The sequence below is a fragment of the Sphingomonas sp. BLCC-B65 genome, from assembly GCF_028550675.1.
In the GTDB taxonomy this organism is placed as follows: Bacteria; Actinomycetota; Actinomycetes; order Actinomycetales; family Microbacteriaceae; genus Microbacterium.
In genome coordinates this window covers 265,571-280,899 of sequence record NZ_JAQQGL010000002.1, presented here as the reverse complement: position 1 = coordinate 280,899, position 15,329 = coordinate 265,571, and the positions used below count along the sequence as shown (strand labels likewise).

The window sequence follows — 15,329 nt, the reverse complement described above, 5'->3', positions numbered from 1 at the left end:
GTTCGTGGTGCGGGGAGGGAAAGAAGAGGTGCGTCAGCGGGTGGCGACGCCGAACAGCCGACCGACGACGACGCGGTCCAGCGCGGCGAAGATCGAGAAGACGATCACACCGAACAGAGCCGTGAAGATGATCGCGAGGAACAGCGGCTCCATGTTCAGGCGCAGCGTGTAGGTGCGCAGCAGCCCACCGATGCCCTGGCTGCCCTGCTGGAAGAAGAAGTCTCCGACGATGGCGCCGATGACGGCGAGGCCGGCCGATTGGCGCAGGCCTGTGAAGATCGACGGGATGGCTGCGGGCAGCATGAGCTTCGTCATCCGCTGCCACTTCGTGGCCTTCTGCAGCGTGAACAGGTCGTGGGCGGCGGGCGTGGCCGACTGCAGGCCGAACAGCGTGTTGGAGATCATCGGGAACACCGCGATGATGACGCAGACCACGATGCGGGCGGGAAGCCCGTAGCCCATCCAGATGCCGATCAGCGGCGTGAGCGCGAGGATCGGGATCGTCTGCAGGATCACGGCGTACGGGTAGAGGATCTTCTCGGCGAGGGTCCACTGCGACATGACGATCGCCCACCCCATGCCGATGAGGACGGCGATCGCGAGGCCGATGAGGGCGACGGTGATGGTCTGACCGAGTGCGGCGATCATCGGGCCGATCACCTTGTCGTTGCCGATCGTCTCGGCCAGCACCTGGTGGGGAGGTGGCAGCAGGAAGCGGCGGCTCTCGCTGAGCAGCAGGTACGACACGGCGTACCAGATCGCGATGATGCCGATCAGCGCCGCGACGATCGGCATGGCCCGCGACCAGGCGCCGCGGGCGACCGACCCGGCGCTGCGGGCGCGGGGGCGACGGGCGGCCATCGAGGCGGTCGTCGTCTCGGCGGATGCCGCGGCATCCGCCGCCGGTGAGGCGGACGAGCCGGACGCGGACGTGTCGGCGAGCGAGGCCGGGGCCTTCAGGGCGAGGTTCTGGCTCACGAGTGCGCCTCCAAAGCGTGCGAGAGGTGTCCGACGATGCGTCCGAACTCGGGTTCGTAGCGCAACTCGGGGGATCGGGGGTAGGACCAGGGCAGCTCGATGTCGTCGACGATGCGCCCGGGCCGTCCGCTCATCACGAGCACGCGGCTGGAGAGGTAGACGGCTTCGGAGATCGAGTGCGTGATGAACATCGCGGCGAACCCTTTGAGCTGGAACAGGCGTTGCAGCTCGGTCTGCATCTTCAGACGGGTGATCTCGTCGAGGGCGCCGAACGGCTCGTCGAACAGGGCGAGCTGCGGCTCGGCGACCAGCGCGCGCGCGATCGAGACGCGCATGCGCATGCCGCCGGACAGCGCCCGCGGGTGCTGGTTCTCGAAGCCCTTCAGACCGACCAGCTCGAGGGCCTCCGCGGCGCGACGGCGGCGCTCGGCCGCCCCGACACCGGCGAGCTCGCCGACCAGTTCGACGTTGCGCTGGGCCGTCCGCCACTCGAGCAGGGTCGCCTCCTGGAAGACGAAGCTCGTCGTGTCTGCGCGGACGTCGACCACGCCCTCGGTGGCGTCGTCGAGGCCGGCGGCCAGGCGCAGCAGGGTCGACTTTCCGCAGCCGGAGGGGCCGACCACCGACACGAACTCGCCGGGACGGACGTCGATCGACACGCCCTCCAGGGCGCGCGTCCCGGTGGCGAAGACCTTGGCGACGTCGGTGAAGGCGAGCGTCGGCGCGGTGGTGGCGTCCACCGCCGTCGCGGCGGTGACCGGGGCGGCGGTCGAGTCGATGGCGGTGCTCATAGCAGTGCTCCCTCGGAGGTCGGGGCGGAGGGCGGAGTCGGCACGGCGCGCAGGTCGAGCACGCTGCTGACCACGCGGCGGCGGACGGCGATCACGCGTCCGTCGCGGATGACGATGCGGTCGGGCGCGCGCTCGGCGAGGGCCTCGGCGGTGTGCGCGGCGCGCACGAGCACGACGTCGGCGACGTCGCCGACGCGTCCTCGCGCCGGGGGCAGTCCGAATGCGGCGCGGCCGCCGTGCGAGCTGACGTGCCAGGCTTCGGCGGGCGTGAGGTGACCGGCGACGACGAGCTCGGAGGCGACATCGACCATGTCGGCGTTGCCGAGCGGGTTGAACGGGTCCTGCACGTTGTCGCCGCCGGCGGCCAGCGTGATGCCGGCGGCGAGGATCTCGCGCAGCGGCGGGATGCCGCGGGGCGTCGCGACCGGGTGCTGCCAGCCCTGCAGGTAGAGGTTGGTCAGCGGGTTGGTGATGATCGAGACGCCGGCCTCGGCGACGGCGGCGAGGGTGCGGGCGCGGGTCTCGGCATCCTGCATGGACAGGCTCACGCAGTGCCCCGCCGAGCGGATCACGCCGGCAGGCCAGTGCCGCGTGCGGGCGGCGAGCTCGGCGAGACCCGTGGATGCCGCGTCGAGCGTCTCGTCGGTGTGCAGGTCCATGCCGAGGCCGAACTCTTCGGCGAAGGCGGCGTTGCGCTCCAGATCGGCGCGGGGGTCCTCGGCGAGGTGGGGAAAACCGCCGATGAGGTCGATGCCGAGGGCCACCGCGGCGCGTCCGAGGTCGTCGGGGCCGTCGGACGCGCCGGGGCTGGCGACGATCTGCAGGTCGACGATGCCGGCGAACTCGTCGCGCAGCTCGATGAGGGCGCGCACTCCGCGGAGGGGGTCGTCGCCCAGGTGGTAGTTCGTGTGCGAGCGCACGGCCGTGACACCGGCGTGCAGCGCGGCCACCAGGTGCCGCCGGGCGCCGGTCTTGATGTCGTCGGAGGAGTGGTGCTCGCCGTGGTCGATCCAGCACGCGATCGCGTCGTCGAGCGATCCCTCGGGCTGGCCGAACGAGGTCCAGGTGTAGCCCTTGTCGAGGTGGGCGTGCAGATCCGCCAGGGGCGGCAGGGCGATCCAGCCCGTCGCATCGACCGTCTCGCCGCCGGCGCCGCCCGCGAGCTGGGACGCATCGGCGTCGACCACGACGCCGCCCGAGAAGGCCAGGCGGTCGCCGATCTCGCCGCAGGCAGTGAGGCCGGTCAGGGCGGCGATGCGCTGGCCCGGCTGCAGGAGTTCGGCGTCCATCTGATCGTCCTCCTCGGGGTCTGCGGTGTCGTGCGGTGTTGTTGGTATGGCCAACATCGGGTGAGAATCAGTAAACGCTCGACGTGTTTCCTGCCAGGCCTGTCGGGATTGCGGCCGTGTTAAATCCGCGCGAAGAGTGCGGCCGGTCGCCGCCCTCGCGCACGGGGGCGTTGCGCGAGCGGAGAGAGTGGGAGCCATGAGCTACTTCAGTGACGTCGAACGCGACCTCGTGGTCGCCGCCCGCACCGTGCTGGCCGATGGGATCGTGGCGCTGGACCTCGTCGCGCACAACGGTCGCGATCTGCCGGTCTGGGAGCCGGGGTCGCACGTCGATCTGATCTTCTCCGACGCGCGCGTGCCCGCGGCCGAGCGCGTCGAACGGCAGTACTCGCTCTGCGGCGACGCGGCCGACCGCTCCACCTGGCGGGTCGCGGTGCTGCGCGAAGACGAGGGACGCGGCGGATCGGTGCGGGTGCACGAGGAGGTGCAGGTGGGGCAGCGCCTGCGCGTGCGCGGACCGCGCAACCACTTCGCGTACGAGATCGTTCCCGCCGTCACCCACCGCTTCGTCGCCGGGGGCATCGGGATCACGCCCCTTCTCGGCATGGTCCGGGCGGCGGCGCAGGCCGGAGCGGAGTGGACCCTCGACTACGCCGGACGGTCGCTGTCGACGATGGCATTCGTCGACGAGCTGCGCGCGCTCGACGGTGGCGCGGGGCGGGTGCGTCTGTACCCCGCCGACAGTGGGGCACGTCTGGATGTGGCCGGGCTGGTGGATGCCGCGGGTGACGGCGGTCCGGTCTACGCGTGCGGACCCGCCCGGCTGATCGCCGCCCTCGAGGACGGTTTCGAAGCCGCCGGCCGCGCCGCAGCGCTGCACGTCGAGCGGTTCGAGGCGATCGAGTACGGCGAGCCCGTCTGGCCGGACCCGTTCGAGGTCGAGCTCGCCCTGTCGGGCGACATCGTGACCGTGCAGCCCGGGCAGTCGGTGCTGGAGGCGATCGAGGAGCAGAGCCCCACGACGATGGTGCTCTCCAGCTGCCGTCGCGGGACGTGCGGCACCTGCGAGGTGCCCGTCCTGGAGGGCGAGATCGAGCACCGCGACTCCGTGCTCACGCCGCTCGAGCGCGAGCAGAGCACGGTCATGATGGTGTGCGTCTCGCGCGCAGCGTGCCCGCGGATCGTGCTCGACGCCTGACGCGATGCCGGAACGGCGCCGCGACGCTCACCGGCCGACGCGCTCCCGGAGGGCCCCGGTGAGGGCGTCTTCGTCGGCGGTGACCAGCCGGTAGTCGCGGACGACGACGCGTCCCGCGACCACGACATGGCGAGGGCGGCGTCCCGGATGGGCCCAGAGCAGGCCCGCGACCGGGTCGGCCACTCCGGCGTCGGCGACCCCGGAGACATCCCAGACGCAGAGATCGCCCGCCGCTCCCGGAGTCAGAATGCCGAGGTCGGCGCGTCCGAGGCCGATCGCACCACCCGAGGTGGCCATGGCGAGCACGTCACGGGCCGGCAGCGCGGTGCCGACCAGACCCGACACCTGCATCGCCAGACGCGCATCGGCGAGCAGGTGCCCGGCGTCGTTGGAGCCGCCGCCGGAGGTGCCCAGTCCTACCGTGATGCCGGCCTCCTGCAGGCGGCGCACCGGAGCGATGCCCCAGCCCATCGGCACGTCGCAGCCCGGAGCGTGGGTCGCGGTGATGCCGGCGGCGCCGAGTCGCACGATCTCGTCGTCGGTGACGTCGCACAGGTGCGCGATCGTCACCCCCGGCTCGAGCCACCCCCACTCCTCGAGGAGGTCCAGGGGGCGCCGGCCGTAGCGGGCCAGGGCGATCTCGGTGTCGACCTGCTCGTTCGCCTGGGTGCGCCGGCGCAGCCCGTGGCGTCGGGCGACGTCGCCCAACGCGCGGAAGGTCTCCTCGCTGTCGGAGTGCACGCCGGCGGGACCGACGGCGAGCTGCAGCATGCCGTCGGCGCTCGTACCGCCCGGAGAGGATGCCGCACCCTCGGGGAGCAGGGCGCGCACGATGGCGTCTGCGCTCGCCGCCGCGGCATCCGGCGCATCGCGCGCCGAGCCGCGGACGAACACGAGCCGGGCGCCGAGTGCCGCGGCGGCATCGGCGATCGCCCGCGCGATGGCCACGGTGTCGCCGACGGGGTCGTCGCTGCGCGCCGGGTCGGGCCAGTTGAGCTGATGATCGGCGACCGTCGTCACCCCGCTCAGCAGCGACTCGGCCACGCCGACCCCGGCGGTCGCGCCGACCAGGGACGCGTCGATGCGGGCGTCGGCGTAGGCGGCGGCCATGGCCGGCAGCCACTCGCGCATCGGCACGCCGCGGGTGCCGGGAAGGGTGCGAAAGCCCGACTGCAGCAGGTGGTGATGCGCGTTGACGAGGCCGGGGGTGACGATGCCCCCGTCCGCGTCGAGGGTGTCGATGCTCTCGTCCGGTGACGGTGCGGATGCCGCGGTGGTGACCCGTCCGCCTCGGATCACGAGGTCGCCGCCGCGGTCGCGGACGGGGTCGTCGAAGCGTTCCACGATGCGGGCGGCGCCGGTGAGGATGAGCGATCCGGTCATGCCGTCCGTCCTATCAGCCGCATGTTTCGGGCAGATGTGCGCGCCGGCGCGCAATGTCCGAACCCGTTCCTATCTTCGAGAAAAGCACATTGAAGTACTCGAATACATGTTCTAATCTGTCGAAGTGAGGCCGATCGTGGGGACCGTTGCTGCCGCGGATGTCGCGGGCACCGTGAGCACCCTGCGCGCTCAGATGGAGCGTATGCAGGGGCGTCGCCTCGACACGCCCGTGCTCCCCGTCGCCCCGGCGCTGGCGGAGCTGCTGCCCGGCGGCGGACTGCGAACAGGGGGAGCCTACGCGCTCGGACGGTCGATGGCGCTGCTGTTCGCCCTGCTCGCAGAGCCCTCGCAGGCCGGGTCGTGGTGCGCCGTCGTCGGCATGCCGCACGTGGGCGTCGAAGCGGCCCGCGCTGCCGGGGTCGACCTGTCGCGGCTCGTGCTGGTGCCCGACCCCGGAGAGCGGTGGTTGGCCGTCACCTCGACCCTCGCCGACGTGCTGTCGGTGGTCGCGGTGCGCCCGCCGTCGCGGGCGAAGGACAGCGAGGTGGCCCGGCTGGCCGCCCGCATGCGCGAGCGCGAGGCGGTGCTGCTCGTCCAGGGGCCGTGGCCGCAGACGGAGGCCATGATCGATGTGTCCGATCCGTCGTGGTCGGGCCTCGGCGAGGGGCACGGCATCCTGTCGGGCCGTGAGCTCACGGTCACCGTGACCAGCCGCCGGGCGCCGGTGCCGCGCTCACGGCGCCTGATGCTGCCCGACGACCGGGGCCGCCTGGGCGGCGAATCGCAGCCCACCCGCACGCGCCTGCCCGAACCCGTGCCGATGCGACGGGCGGTATGAGATGACTGTCCTCCCTGCGGGCACCCCGCCGCGGAGCCTGGTGGTCTGGGTGCCCGACTGGCCGATCGTCGCGACCACCCGCGACGGCGACGACCCCCTCGACGCCGCGGAGCCGATCGCCGTGTTCGAGAAGGGGGCGGTCGTCGCCTGCTCGGCCGCGGCGCGCGCCGCGGGTGTGCGCCGGCGCATGCGCCGCCGCGATGCCCAGGCGCGCTGCCCGCAGCTGACCGTGGTGGATGCCGACGCCGTGCGCGATCACCGCGCGTTCGCCCCTCTGATCGCGGCGATCGAAGAGGTCGCGCCGAACGTGCAGGTGATGCAGCCCGGACTGTGCGCGCTGCGCGCCCGGGGGCCGGCGCGCTACTTCGGCGGCGAGGCGGCCGCCGCCACCGTCCTGGCTGGAGCGATCGCCGCGCTGGGCATCGACGACGTGCGCGTGGGCATCGCCGACGGCACCTTCACGGCCGAACAGGCGGCGCGCTCCGGCACCCGCCGCGAGGATCCGGTGCGGATCGTGCCCGCCGGCACCGCGGCGGACTTCCTCGCCCCTTTGCCGGTCGTCGTGCTCGATGAGGAGCTGGCCTCGCTGTTCGGCCGGCTCGGGGTGCAGACGGTGGGGGAGGTTGCCGCGCTGGGCGCCGACCGTCTGGTGGAGCGCTTCGGCACCCGTGGCCAGTGGTTGTACGCGCTGTCCTCCGGCCGCGATCCCCGACCGGTCACCGCTCGCACACCACCGCCCGAACTGCACCGCGAGGTGGCGTTCGAGCCGCCCGTGGAGACCGCCGATCAGATCGCCTTCGCCCTGCGGGTTCCCGCCGCGGAGTTCGTCTCCCGTCTGGGTGCGCAAGGGCTGGTCTGCACCGAGCTGCGTGTCGTGCTGACCGGTGATCGCGGCGAGCGCAGTGAACGGGTCTGGCTGCACCCGGGGGCCTTCGATGCGGCAGCCGTCGTCGACCGGGTGCGCTGGCAGCTCGCCGAGCAGAGCCCGGGCGGGGGAAAGAACGGTGCGCTGCCGAATCACCTGCCCGGACAGCTGCGCAGCGCCGTGGCTCGTGTGCGGATCGAACCCGAGGCGGTGGATGCCGCCGCCCACCACACCGCACGTCTGTTCGGGTCGGGACCCGAGGAGCGCGTGCACCGCGCACTCTCCCGCGTGCAGGCGATGCTCGGCCATCAGGGCGTGCTGACCCCGGCCGTCGGCGGAGGGCGGTGGCTGGGCGAGCGGCAGCGCCTCGTGCCGTGGGGCGATGTCGCGGGCGACCTGCAGGCCGGCGAGCGGCCCTGGCCCGGGAGCCTTCCCGACCCGCTGCCCTCGGCGGTGTTCGCCGAGGGCGTGCCGGTGGCGGTGCTCGACGACGACGGCGACATGATCGCGGTCGATGCGCGGGGCGAGCCCACGGCGATGCCGACCGTGATCGAGCTCGGGGGCAGACGCCGCGGCATCCGCACCTGGGCCGGGCCGTGGCCGGTCATCGAACGCGAGTGGGATCCCGCCCGAGCGCGACGAGCGCATCGCTTCCAGATGGTCGACGACGCCCAGGGGGCATGGCTGCTGGTGTGCGAGGAGGGCGTCTGGCAGATCGAGGGGAGGTACGACTGATGGGCTTCAACAATCCGTCGGTGCGCTGGTCGGAGATGGCGCGGCTGCTGGGCTCTCCCGACATCGGCGGCGACAAACAACCCGACGGCGGTGACGGCCCGGCCTTCTCGCGCAAGCGCGGAAAGTACGAGCCGCCCCCGATCGAACGCCCCGCGGATGCCGTTCCCTACGCCGAGTTGCACGCGCACTCGTCGTTCTCCTTTCTCGACGGGGCGTCGTCGCCGGCCGAGCTCGCCGAGGAGGCGGAGCGATTGGGACTGCACGCCCTCGCGATCACCGACCACGACGGGTTCTACGGCATCGCCCGCTTCGCCGAGGCGGCGGAGCAGCTGCAGCTGAAGACCGTCTTCGGCGCGGAGCTGACGCTCGGCGACGGCGCGGGTGGCGGTGCGGGTGGCCGTGCGGACCTGGGGGCGCCGCCGGCCGGATTGCTGAGTGCACCGAGCCCCGCCCGGTCGGGCGCCGCCGATCCGCTCGGATCGCACCTGCTCGTGCTGGCCCGCGGCGAAGAGGGGTATCACCGTCTCGCCGCCGCGATCACGCATGCCCAGCTCGCCGGCGGTGAGAAGGGGCGTCCCTGGTACGACCTCGATGATCTCGCCGATCGCGGCGGCGGGCACTGGGCGGTGCTCACCGGATGCCGCAAGGGCGCCGTGCGGCAGGCGCTCGCCGCCGGAGGTGCGGATGCGGCCGCATCGGCGCTCGACCGGCTCGTCAGCCTGTTCGGCCGCGAGGCGGTCTTCGTCGAGCTGATCGACCACGGCGCCCCCACCGACACCCGCGACAACGATGTGCTGGCCGCTCTGGCCGCCGCACGCGGCCTTCCGGTGCTGGCCAGCAACAACGTGCACTACGCGGTTCCCGAACGTGTGCATCTGGCGGCGGCGGTCGCGGCGGTGCGGGCGAACCGAGGGCTCGACGAGCTCGACGGCTGGCTGCCGTCGCATGCGAGCGCACACCTGCGCTCGGGCGCCGAGATGACGCGGCGGTTCCGGCGCTATCCCGGTGCGATCGCCCGCACGGTCACCCTCGCCGACGAGCTCGCCTTCCCGCTGCGCCGCGCCAAGCCCGCGCTGCCGAAGCTGCCCGTGCCCGAGGGGCACACGCCGATGTCGTGGCTGCGCCGGCTCGTCTGGGACGCGGTGCCGCACATGTACCCCGACCTCGACGGCGACGGGCGGGCGCGCATCGAGAAGGAGCTCGGCGTCATCGAGCAGAAGGACTTCCCCGGCTACTTCCTGATCGTGCACGGCATCGTGGCCGAGGCGCGTCGGCGCGGCATCCTCTGCCAGGGGCGGGGGTCGGCCGCCAACAGTGCGGTCTGCTACCTGCTGGGCATCACCGCGATCGACTCGATCTTCTACAACCTGCCCTTCGAACGCTTCCTGTCGGCGATGCGGGAGGAAGAGCCCGACATCGACGTCGACTTCGACTCGGATCGGCGCGAAGAGATCATCCAGTGGGTCTTCGACACCTACGGGCGCGAGCGCGCGGCGCAGGTCGCGAACGTCATCCAGTACCGACCGAAGAACGCGGTGCGCGACATGGCCAAGGCGCTCGGGCACTCGCCCGGGCAGCAGGACGCCTGGTCGAAGCAGGTGGAGCGGTGGGACGGCGCCGTCGCCGGCGCGCACGACATCCCCGACCGGGTGCTCGCGTACGCCGGTGAGCTGCTGAAGGCGCCCCGCCATCTCGGCATCCACTCCGGGGGCATGGTGCTCACCGAGCGGCCGGTGGGGGAGGTGGTGCCCATCGAGCACGCGCGGATGGAGAATCGCACCGTCATCCAGTGGGACAAGGACGACGCCGCCTGGATGGGGCTCGTGAAGTTCGATCTGCTCGGACTCGGCATGCTCGCCGCGCTGCAGTACTGCTTCGACCTCATCGCGGAGGCGACGGACGAGACGTGGACGCTGCAGAGCATTCCGAAGGAGGAGGCGGCCGTCTACGACATGCTGTGCCGCGCGGATTCGATCGGCGTGTTCCAAGTCGAATCGCGCGCGCAGATGGGGCTGTTGCCGAGGCTGCAGCCGCGGCGGTTCTACGACCTGGTGATCGAGATCGCGCTGATCCGACCCGGACCCATCCAGGGCGGCGCGGTGCACCCGTACGTGCGGCGCAAACTCGGGATGGAAGAGCCGACGTATGCGCACGAGAAGCTGATCCCGGTGTTGGAGCGCACACTCGGGGTGCCGGTGTTCCAGGAGCAGCTGATGCAGATGGGCATGGCCGTGGGCGATCTCACCGGCGAGGATGCCGATGTGCTGCGCCGGGCGATGGGCTCCAAGCGCGGCATCGAGCGCATCGAGTCGGTGCGCCAGAAGCTCTACGACGGCATGGCGCGCAACGGTCTGGTGGGAGCCGTCGCCGACGACATCTACGCGAAGATCCAGGCGTTCGCGAACTTCGGCTTCGCCGAGAGCCACTCCCTGTCGTTCGCGCTGCTCGTCTACGCCTCGTCATGGCTGAAGCTGCACTACCCCGGGGCGTTCTTGGCGGCTCTGCTGCGTGCGCAGCCGATGGGGTTCTACTCGCCGGCGACCCTCACCGCCGACGCCCGCCGCCACGGCGTCGTCGTGCGTCGTCCCGACCTGCACGCCTCCGGGGTGGATGCCGGGCTCGAGCCCCTCGATGCCGACGGCGACGGCGTCCCCACCGGCGACCCCGCGTGCACCGATCGTCACCAGCCTCCCGTGCCCCTGTTCGACATCACCGCTCCCGACGTCTCGGCCGCCCACCGTCGCGACGCCGGCCACGCCGTGCGACTGGGGCTCGCGGCGGTCACCGGGGTGGGAGAGCGGCTCGCGGAACGCATCGTCGCCACCCGCGACGCCGACGGGCCGTTCCGTGACCTGCGCGACCTCGTGCGGCGGACAGGTGCCACCGCCGCACAGGTGGAGGCGCTGGCGACGGCGGGCGCCTTCGAGAGCATGGGCATCAGCCGCCGCGAGGGCATCTGGCTGGCCGGCGACGCGGCACAGGATCTGCCCGAGTTCCTGCCCGACTCCCTCGTCGCCGTGCAGCCGCCGCTGTTCGGCGACCCCTCGACCTACGACGTGCTGGCCGCGGACCTGTGGGCCACGGGCATCTCGGCCGACGATCACCCCCTCACGCACTACCGTGCCCCGCTGGATGCGCGCGGCGTGCTCACCTCGCGAGAGCTGCGCACGCACGAGGTCGGGCGCCGGGTCGAGGTCGCGGGTCTGGTCACGCACCGGCAGCGGCCGGCGACGGCATCCGGCATCACCTTCATCAACCTCGAAGACGAGCACGGCCTCGTCAACGTCATCTGCTCGAAAGGGGTCTGGGACCGCTATCGCCGCGTGCTGCGCGATGCGCCCGCCCTCATCGCCCGCGGCATGCTCGAGCGGTCGCCCGAAGGCGTCACCAACCTCGTCGCCGACGCCTTCGAAGACCTGCGCGTCGGCGTGCGCCACCGCTCCCGCGACTTCCGCTGACCCTCCCCACCGCCCCACCTCACCCCCGCCGAGCCGCCATCTTTTCGCCGAACCGCCATGATCTTGCGCGCAGCATCATGGCGGGTCGGCGCGTTCGTGGCGGCTCGCGGGAGGGGGAGGGGGAGAGGGGGTCAGGCGCGGCCGGCGTGCTGCTCGGTCTTGGCGAGCTGGTCGGCCAGGTCGTCGGGGGCGAGGGCCGCCTCGCGGAACTCCGTCGTCAGCGGCAGGCGCAGGTGCAGGTCGGTGCACAGGCACAGCTCGACCGTGCCGTGATCCAGCACGAAGTCGAGCACGTGGCCGCCGCGCGTGCGTCCGTCGTCGATGAAGTGCGCGTGGCATCCGGGAACGCCGATGCCCTGCTCGTACAGCGGGGTGCGGAAGGCGACGATCGTGCCGTCGACCTCGTCGAACTGCAGCACGGCATCGTCGTCGGTGGCCTCGGTCATCGGCCGGTACGGCTTCTGCTGGCGGGTGACCGTTCGGGCGGTCACCCGCCGGAAGCGCCCCGTGATGCGCAGCGCGTACATGTAGTTGGCCGACGCGGTGATCGCATCGATCGCGGCCGAGGCCTCGGCGCGCGTGACGCCGTCGGGCAGCGTCCGCGTCAGGGTGGGCACGAAGTCGGTCACCACCGCGTACGGCGTCGCCGAGTCGGCGGATGCCGCGGCGGCGGTGCCGTCGCCGCGGAGGCGGTAGGCGACGCCGTCGACGACGACCATTTCGCCGTCGAGGGCGTTGAACGTGCCGATGCCGAAATCGCCGTGCTCGAGCAGTTCGCCGACCGTCATGTCGTCTTCGTAGATGCCGTCCAGCAGCGCGGCCATGAGGCTCGTCTGGAACAGGGTGTGACGTTCGGCGCTCATGCGCTGTCCTTTCGGGAGGAGGGAAGGTGGATGCCGAGAGGCCGGAGTCTGCTCACAGCAGCACGTCGGCGAGCAGGTCGCCGCCCAGGCGGCGCAGGTTGTCGCGGTAGTCGACGGGCACGTCGATCACCGAGGGGCCGGGTTCGGCGATCGCGGCCAGGATCGTCGGAACGAGATCGTCGATGCGGGTGACCCGGTGGCCGTGGGCGCCGAACGACTCCGCGAACGCCACCACGTCGTAGGCGCCGAGTTCGACCGCCGCGGTGCGCCCGTATTTCTCGACCTGCTGGAAGGCGACCATGTCGTAGGCGGAGTCGTTGAACACGATGTGCGTGAAGCTCGCCCCGACGCGCACGGCGGTCTCCAGCTCGACGGCGGAGTAGAGGAACCCCCCGTCGCCCGACACGGACACGACCGGTGCGCCCGCGTCGGCGAGGCTGGCCGCGATGGCCCAGGGCAGGGCGACGCCAAGGGTCTGCTGCCCGTTCGAGAACAGGAGCGAGCGCGGTCGGTAGGTGCGGAAGTGGCGCGCCATGTAGAGGTAGTTCGAGCCGACGTCGCAGAGCACGGTGGCGGCGTCGGGGAGGGCGGCGCGGATGCCGGCGACGACCGCGACGGGGTCGAGGCCGAACGCGTCGTCGTGGTCGGGGTCGCCGAGGTCGGTGTTCTCGGCGAGGCGGGTGCGCTCACGTTCGACAATGCGGGCGGTGTCGGCATCGTGCTCGAGGGGAAGGCCCGCGCCGTCCACGGCGAGGAGTAGGTCGACGAGGCTCGTGGCGAGATCGCCGACGAGTTCGACCGTCGGTCGGTAGTCGTTGTCGATGTCGGCCGGGATGGTGTCGATGTGGACGATGCGGCGGTCCTTGCCGGCGTTCCATTCCGCGGGCACGAACTCGACGGGGTCGTAGCCGACGGTGAGCACGAGGTCGGCGTGGTGCAGCAGCACGTCGCCGGGCTGATTGCGGGCGAAGCCCACACGTCCGAGGTAGTGGTGTTCGAGTTCGCGCGAGATGATGCCGGCGGCCTGGAAGGTCTCCACGACCGGCAGCCCGGTGGCGCGCAGCAGCGCATGAAGGGCGTCGACGGTGCGGGGATCACCACTGCGGGCCCCGGCGAGGATCACGGGGAACCGGGCCTCGCGCAGCAGCGCGGCGGCGCGATCGACGGATGCCGAGGCCGCCCCGCCGGTGACGGCGGGCACGATCGCATCGCGGAAGCCGATCGCGGTCGTCGCGGTCGACACGTCGTAGGGGAGCACCACGGCGGCGGCGCCGCGGGGTTCGCGCGTCGCGGCGCGGAACGCGTTCACGATCGCCTCGGCGACGTTGTCGGCGGCGGTGACCTCGGCGGCCGAGACCGTGACGGTCTGCAGCATGCCGACGGCATCCATCGCCTGGTGGGCCCGCTTCAGGTGCTGTGTGCGCGACACCGCGCCGCAGATCGCGACCACCGGGTCGCCCTCGGTCGTCGCGGTGAGCAGCCCCGTCGCAAGGTTCGCGGTGCCGGGGCCGCTGGTGACCAGCACGACACCCGGGATGCCGGTGAGCCGGCCGACCGCAGCGGCCATGAAGACCGCGTTCTGCTCGGTGCGGCACGTGATCAGCTGCGGCGCCCCGGCGACCCCCTGCACCGCCGCGAGCGCGTCGAAGACGGGGTCGATCTTCGCGCCGGGCACGCCGAACACCCACCGCACGCCGTGCGCCGTGAGCACGTCGACGACGCGGTCGGCAGCGCGACGTCCCGCGGGCGGCGTCGGCACGTGCGTGTCGGAGGGCGACGGAGATGCGGTGGCGACGGCGGCGATACTCATGACTCCATGCTCCGTCGCCGGCGTCGGGCGAGGAAGACGGCGTCGGCGATGCGAATCATCTGATTCGCAGATGATTTCCGTCGCGTCGGGGAGCGCGGCATGATCGAGGCATGGATGTGCGCCACCTCTCCGTCTTCGTCGCCGTGGCGCGGGAGATGAGCTTCACCCGGGCGGCCGACAGTCTGCTGCTCGCGCAGTCGGCGGTGTCGACCACCGTGCGCGAGTTGGAACGTGAACTGGGTGTCGAGCTGTTCGACCGTTCTCATCGGCAGATCCGACTCACCGGTGCCGGGGAGGAGTTGCTGACGCGCGCTCAGGCGGTGCTCGAGCAGATGCGCGAGATCGGCGAGGCGGTCGCCTCCGCGGCGACCGAGCTGCGAGGAGCCGTGACGATGGGGCTCATGACGGGCGTCGATCTTGTCGACGTGCCGGGGCTGCTGGGTCGCTATCACGCGCGGCACCCCGCCGTAGCGGTGCAGCTGCGCGCGACGGGGCTGGGATCGTCGGGCCTGGTCGCGCAGCTCGAACGCGGCGAGATCGACCTGGCGCTGCTCGCGGTCGTCGATGCGCTTCCGGCGAGCCTGCGGGGAGAGGCCGTCGCCGCGTCGCCCTACGTGCTCGTCGTGCCCGGCACGCATCCCCTCGCGGATGCCGAGGGGATCACCCTCGCGATGCTCGAGGGGGAGAGCTTCGTGGACCTGCCGCCGGGTTACGGGTCGCGGCGCATCGTCGACGACGCCTTCGCCCACGCCGGAGTGTCGCGCCGTGTGCTCATCGAGGTCGCCGACCTTTCCACGGCCGCCGCGTACGTCCCGCAGGGACTGGGCCTGGCGATCGTGCCGCGCTTCGCGGCGCTGGCGGCCTCGTCGGGCTCGGGGCGTCCGTTCGCCGACCCCGCCCCGCGGATGCCGGTGCGCATCGTCCCGCTCGACGACGCCGTTCCGGCGTTCGAGGTGTCTCTCGCGTGGTCGCGCCGTCGCCCCCTGACCGCCGCCGCGCAGGGCCTCATCGACCTCTTGCGCACAGAGCTGCTGCCGTAGCCCCTCAACGACCGGGGGTTGAGCGGGACGGAACAGGACTCGACGATCGTCCAACCCCGTGACGCGGACAAGCGGCGTAGC

General features: G+C 72.2%; 11 protein-coding genes. 5 read left to right on the top strand and 6 right to left on the bottom strand.

The window, feature by feature from the left end:
• Nucleotides 1-33: 33 nt before the first annotated feature.
• Genes PP359_RS14680 through PP359_RS14670 form a run of 3 tightly spaced genes read right to left on the bottom strand, consistent with a single transcriptional unit; the run spans nucleotide 34 to nucleotide 3,058 of the window.
• Complete coding sequence (locus PP359_RS14680; RefSeq protein WP_036316539.1) at nucleotides 34-978, bottom strand: ABC transporter permease; 945 nt, start codon at nucleotides 976-978, stop codon at nucleotides 34-36.
• On the bottom strand, nucleotides 975-1,769 hold the full coding sequence (locus tag PP359_RS14675; RefSeq protein WP_036316537.1) for an ABC transporter ATP-binding protein: 795 nt from the start codon (nucleotides 1,767-1,769) through the stop codon (nucleotides 975-977). Before PP359_RS14675 ends, PP359_RS14680 begins: the two co-directional genes overlap by 4 nt.
• Nucleotides 1,766-3,058, bottom strand: a complete 1,293-nt coding sequence (locus PP359_RS14670; RefSeq protein WP_112930997.1) for an amidohydrolase family protein — start codon at nucleotides 3,056-3,058, stop codon at nucleotides 1,766-1,768. Before PP359_RS14670 ends, PP359_RS14675 begins: the two co-directional genes overlap by 4 nt.
• 196 nt (nucleotides 3,059-3,254) lie before the next feature.
• Here PP359_RS14670 and PP359_RS14665 point away from each other — a divergent pair, with 196 nt between their 5' ends.
• Nucleotides 3,255-4,256, top strand: a complete 1,002-nt coding sequence (locus PP359_RS14665; protein ID WP_499250935.1) for a PDR/VanB family oxidoreductase — start codon at nucleotides 3,255-3,257, stop codon at nucleotides 4,254-4,256.
• 27 nt (nucleotides 4,257-4,283) lie between these two features.
• On the opposite strand, the gene PP359_RS14660 is transcribed toward PP359_RS14665, so the two are convergent.
• Complete coding sequence (locus PP359_RS14660) at nucleotides 4,284-5,639, bottom strand: amidohydrolase family protein (RefSeq protein ID WP_499250934.1); 1,356 nt, start codon at nucleotides 5,637-5,639, stop codon at nucleotides 4,284-4,286.
• Nucleotides 5,640-5,763: 124 nt separating this feature from the next.
• Between PP359_RS14660 and imuA' the strand changes: the two genes are divergently transcribed.
• The 3 genes from imuA' to PP359_RS14645 are packed head-to-tail and all read left to right on the top strand — an operon-like array spanning nucleotide 5,764 to nucleotide 11,535.
• Nucleotides 5,764-6,477 carry a DnaE2-dependent mutagenesis accessory factor ImuA' gene (gene imuA' / locus PP359_RS14655; RefSeq protein WP_499250933.1) on the top strand — a complete coding sequence of 238 codons (714 nt, stop codon included), beginning with the start codon at nucleotides 5,764-5,766 and terminating at the stop codon, nucleotides 6,475-6,477.
• Nucleotide 6,478: 1 nt separating this feature from the next.
• The gene (locus PP359_RS14650) at nucleotides 6,479-8,077 is read left to right on the top strand and encodes a DNA polymerase Y family protein (RefSeq protein ID WP_499250932.1); all 1,599 of its coding nucleotides are present in this window, start codon (nucleotides 6,479-6,481) and stop codon (nucleotides 8,075-8,077) included.
• Nucleotides 8,077-11,535, top strand: a complete 3,459-nt coding sequence (locus tag PP359_RS14645; RefSeq protein ID WP_499250931.1) for an error-prone DNA polymerase — start codon at nucleotides 8,077-8,079, stop codon at nucleotides 11,533-11,535. The genes PP359_RS14650 and PP359_RS14645 overlap by 1 nt, the downstream gene beginning before the upstream one ends.
• Nucleotides 11,536-11,666: 131 nt before the next feature.
• On the opposite strand, the gene budA is transcribed toward PP359_RS14645, so the two are convergent.
• Together budA and alsS are read right to left on the bottom strand one after the other, a co-directional pair.
• Nucleotides 11,667-12,398: an acetolactate decarboxylase gene (budA, locus tag PP359_RS14640; RefSeq protein ID WP_112931002.1), complete on the bottom strand. Its 732-nt coding sequence runs from the start codon at nucleotides 12,396-12,398 to the stop codon at nucleotides 11,667-11,669.
• Nucleotides 12,399-12,450: 52 nt separating this feature from the next.
• On the bottom strand, nucleotides 12,451-14,208 hold the full coding sequence (gene alsS, locus PP359_RS14635; protein WP_499250930.1) for an acetolactate synthase AlsS: 1,758 nt from the start codon (nucleotides 14,206-14,208) through the stop codon (nucleotides 12,451-12,453).
• Nucleotides 14,209-14,318: 110 nt separating this feature from the next.
• On the opposite strand from alsS, the gene PP359_RS14630 reads away from it, so the two are divergent.
• Nucleotides 14,319-15,248, top strand: a complete 930-nt coding sequence (locus PP359_RS14630; RefSeq protein WP_347417500.1) for a LysR family transcriptional regulator — start codon at nucleotides 14,319-14,321, stop codon at nucleotides 15,246-15,248.
• Nucleotides 15,249-15,329: the final 81 nt, after the last annotated feature.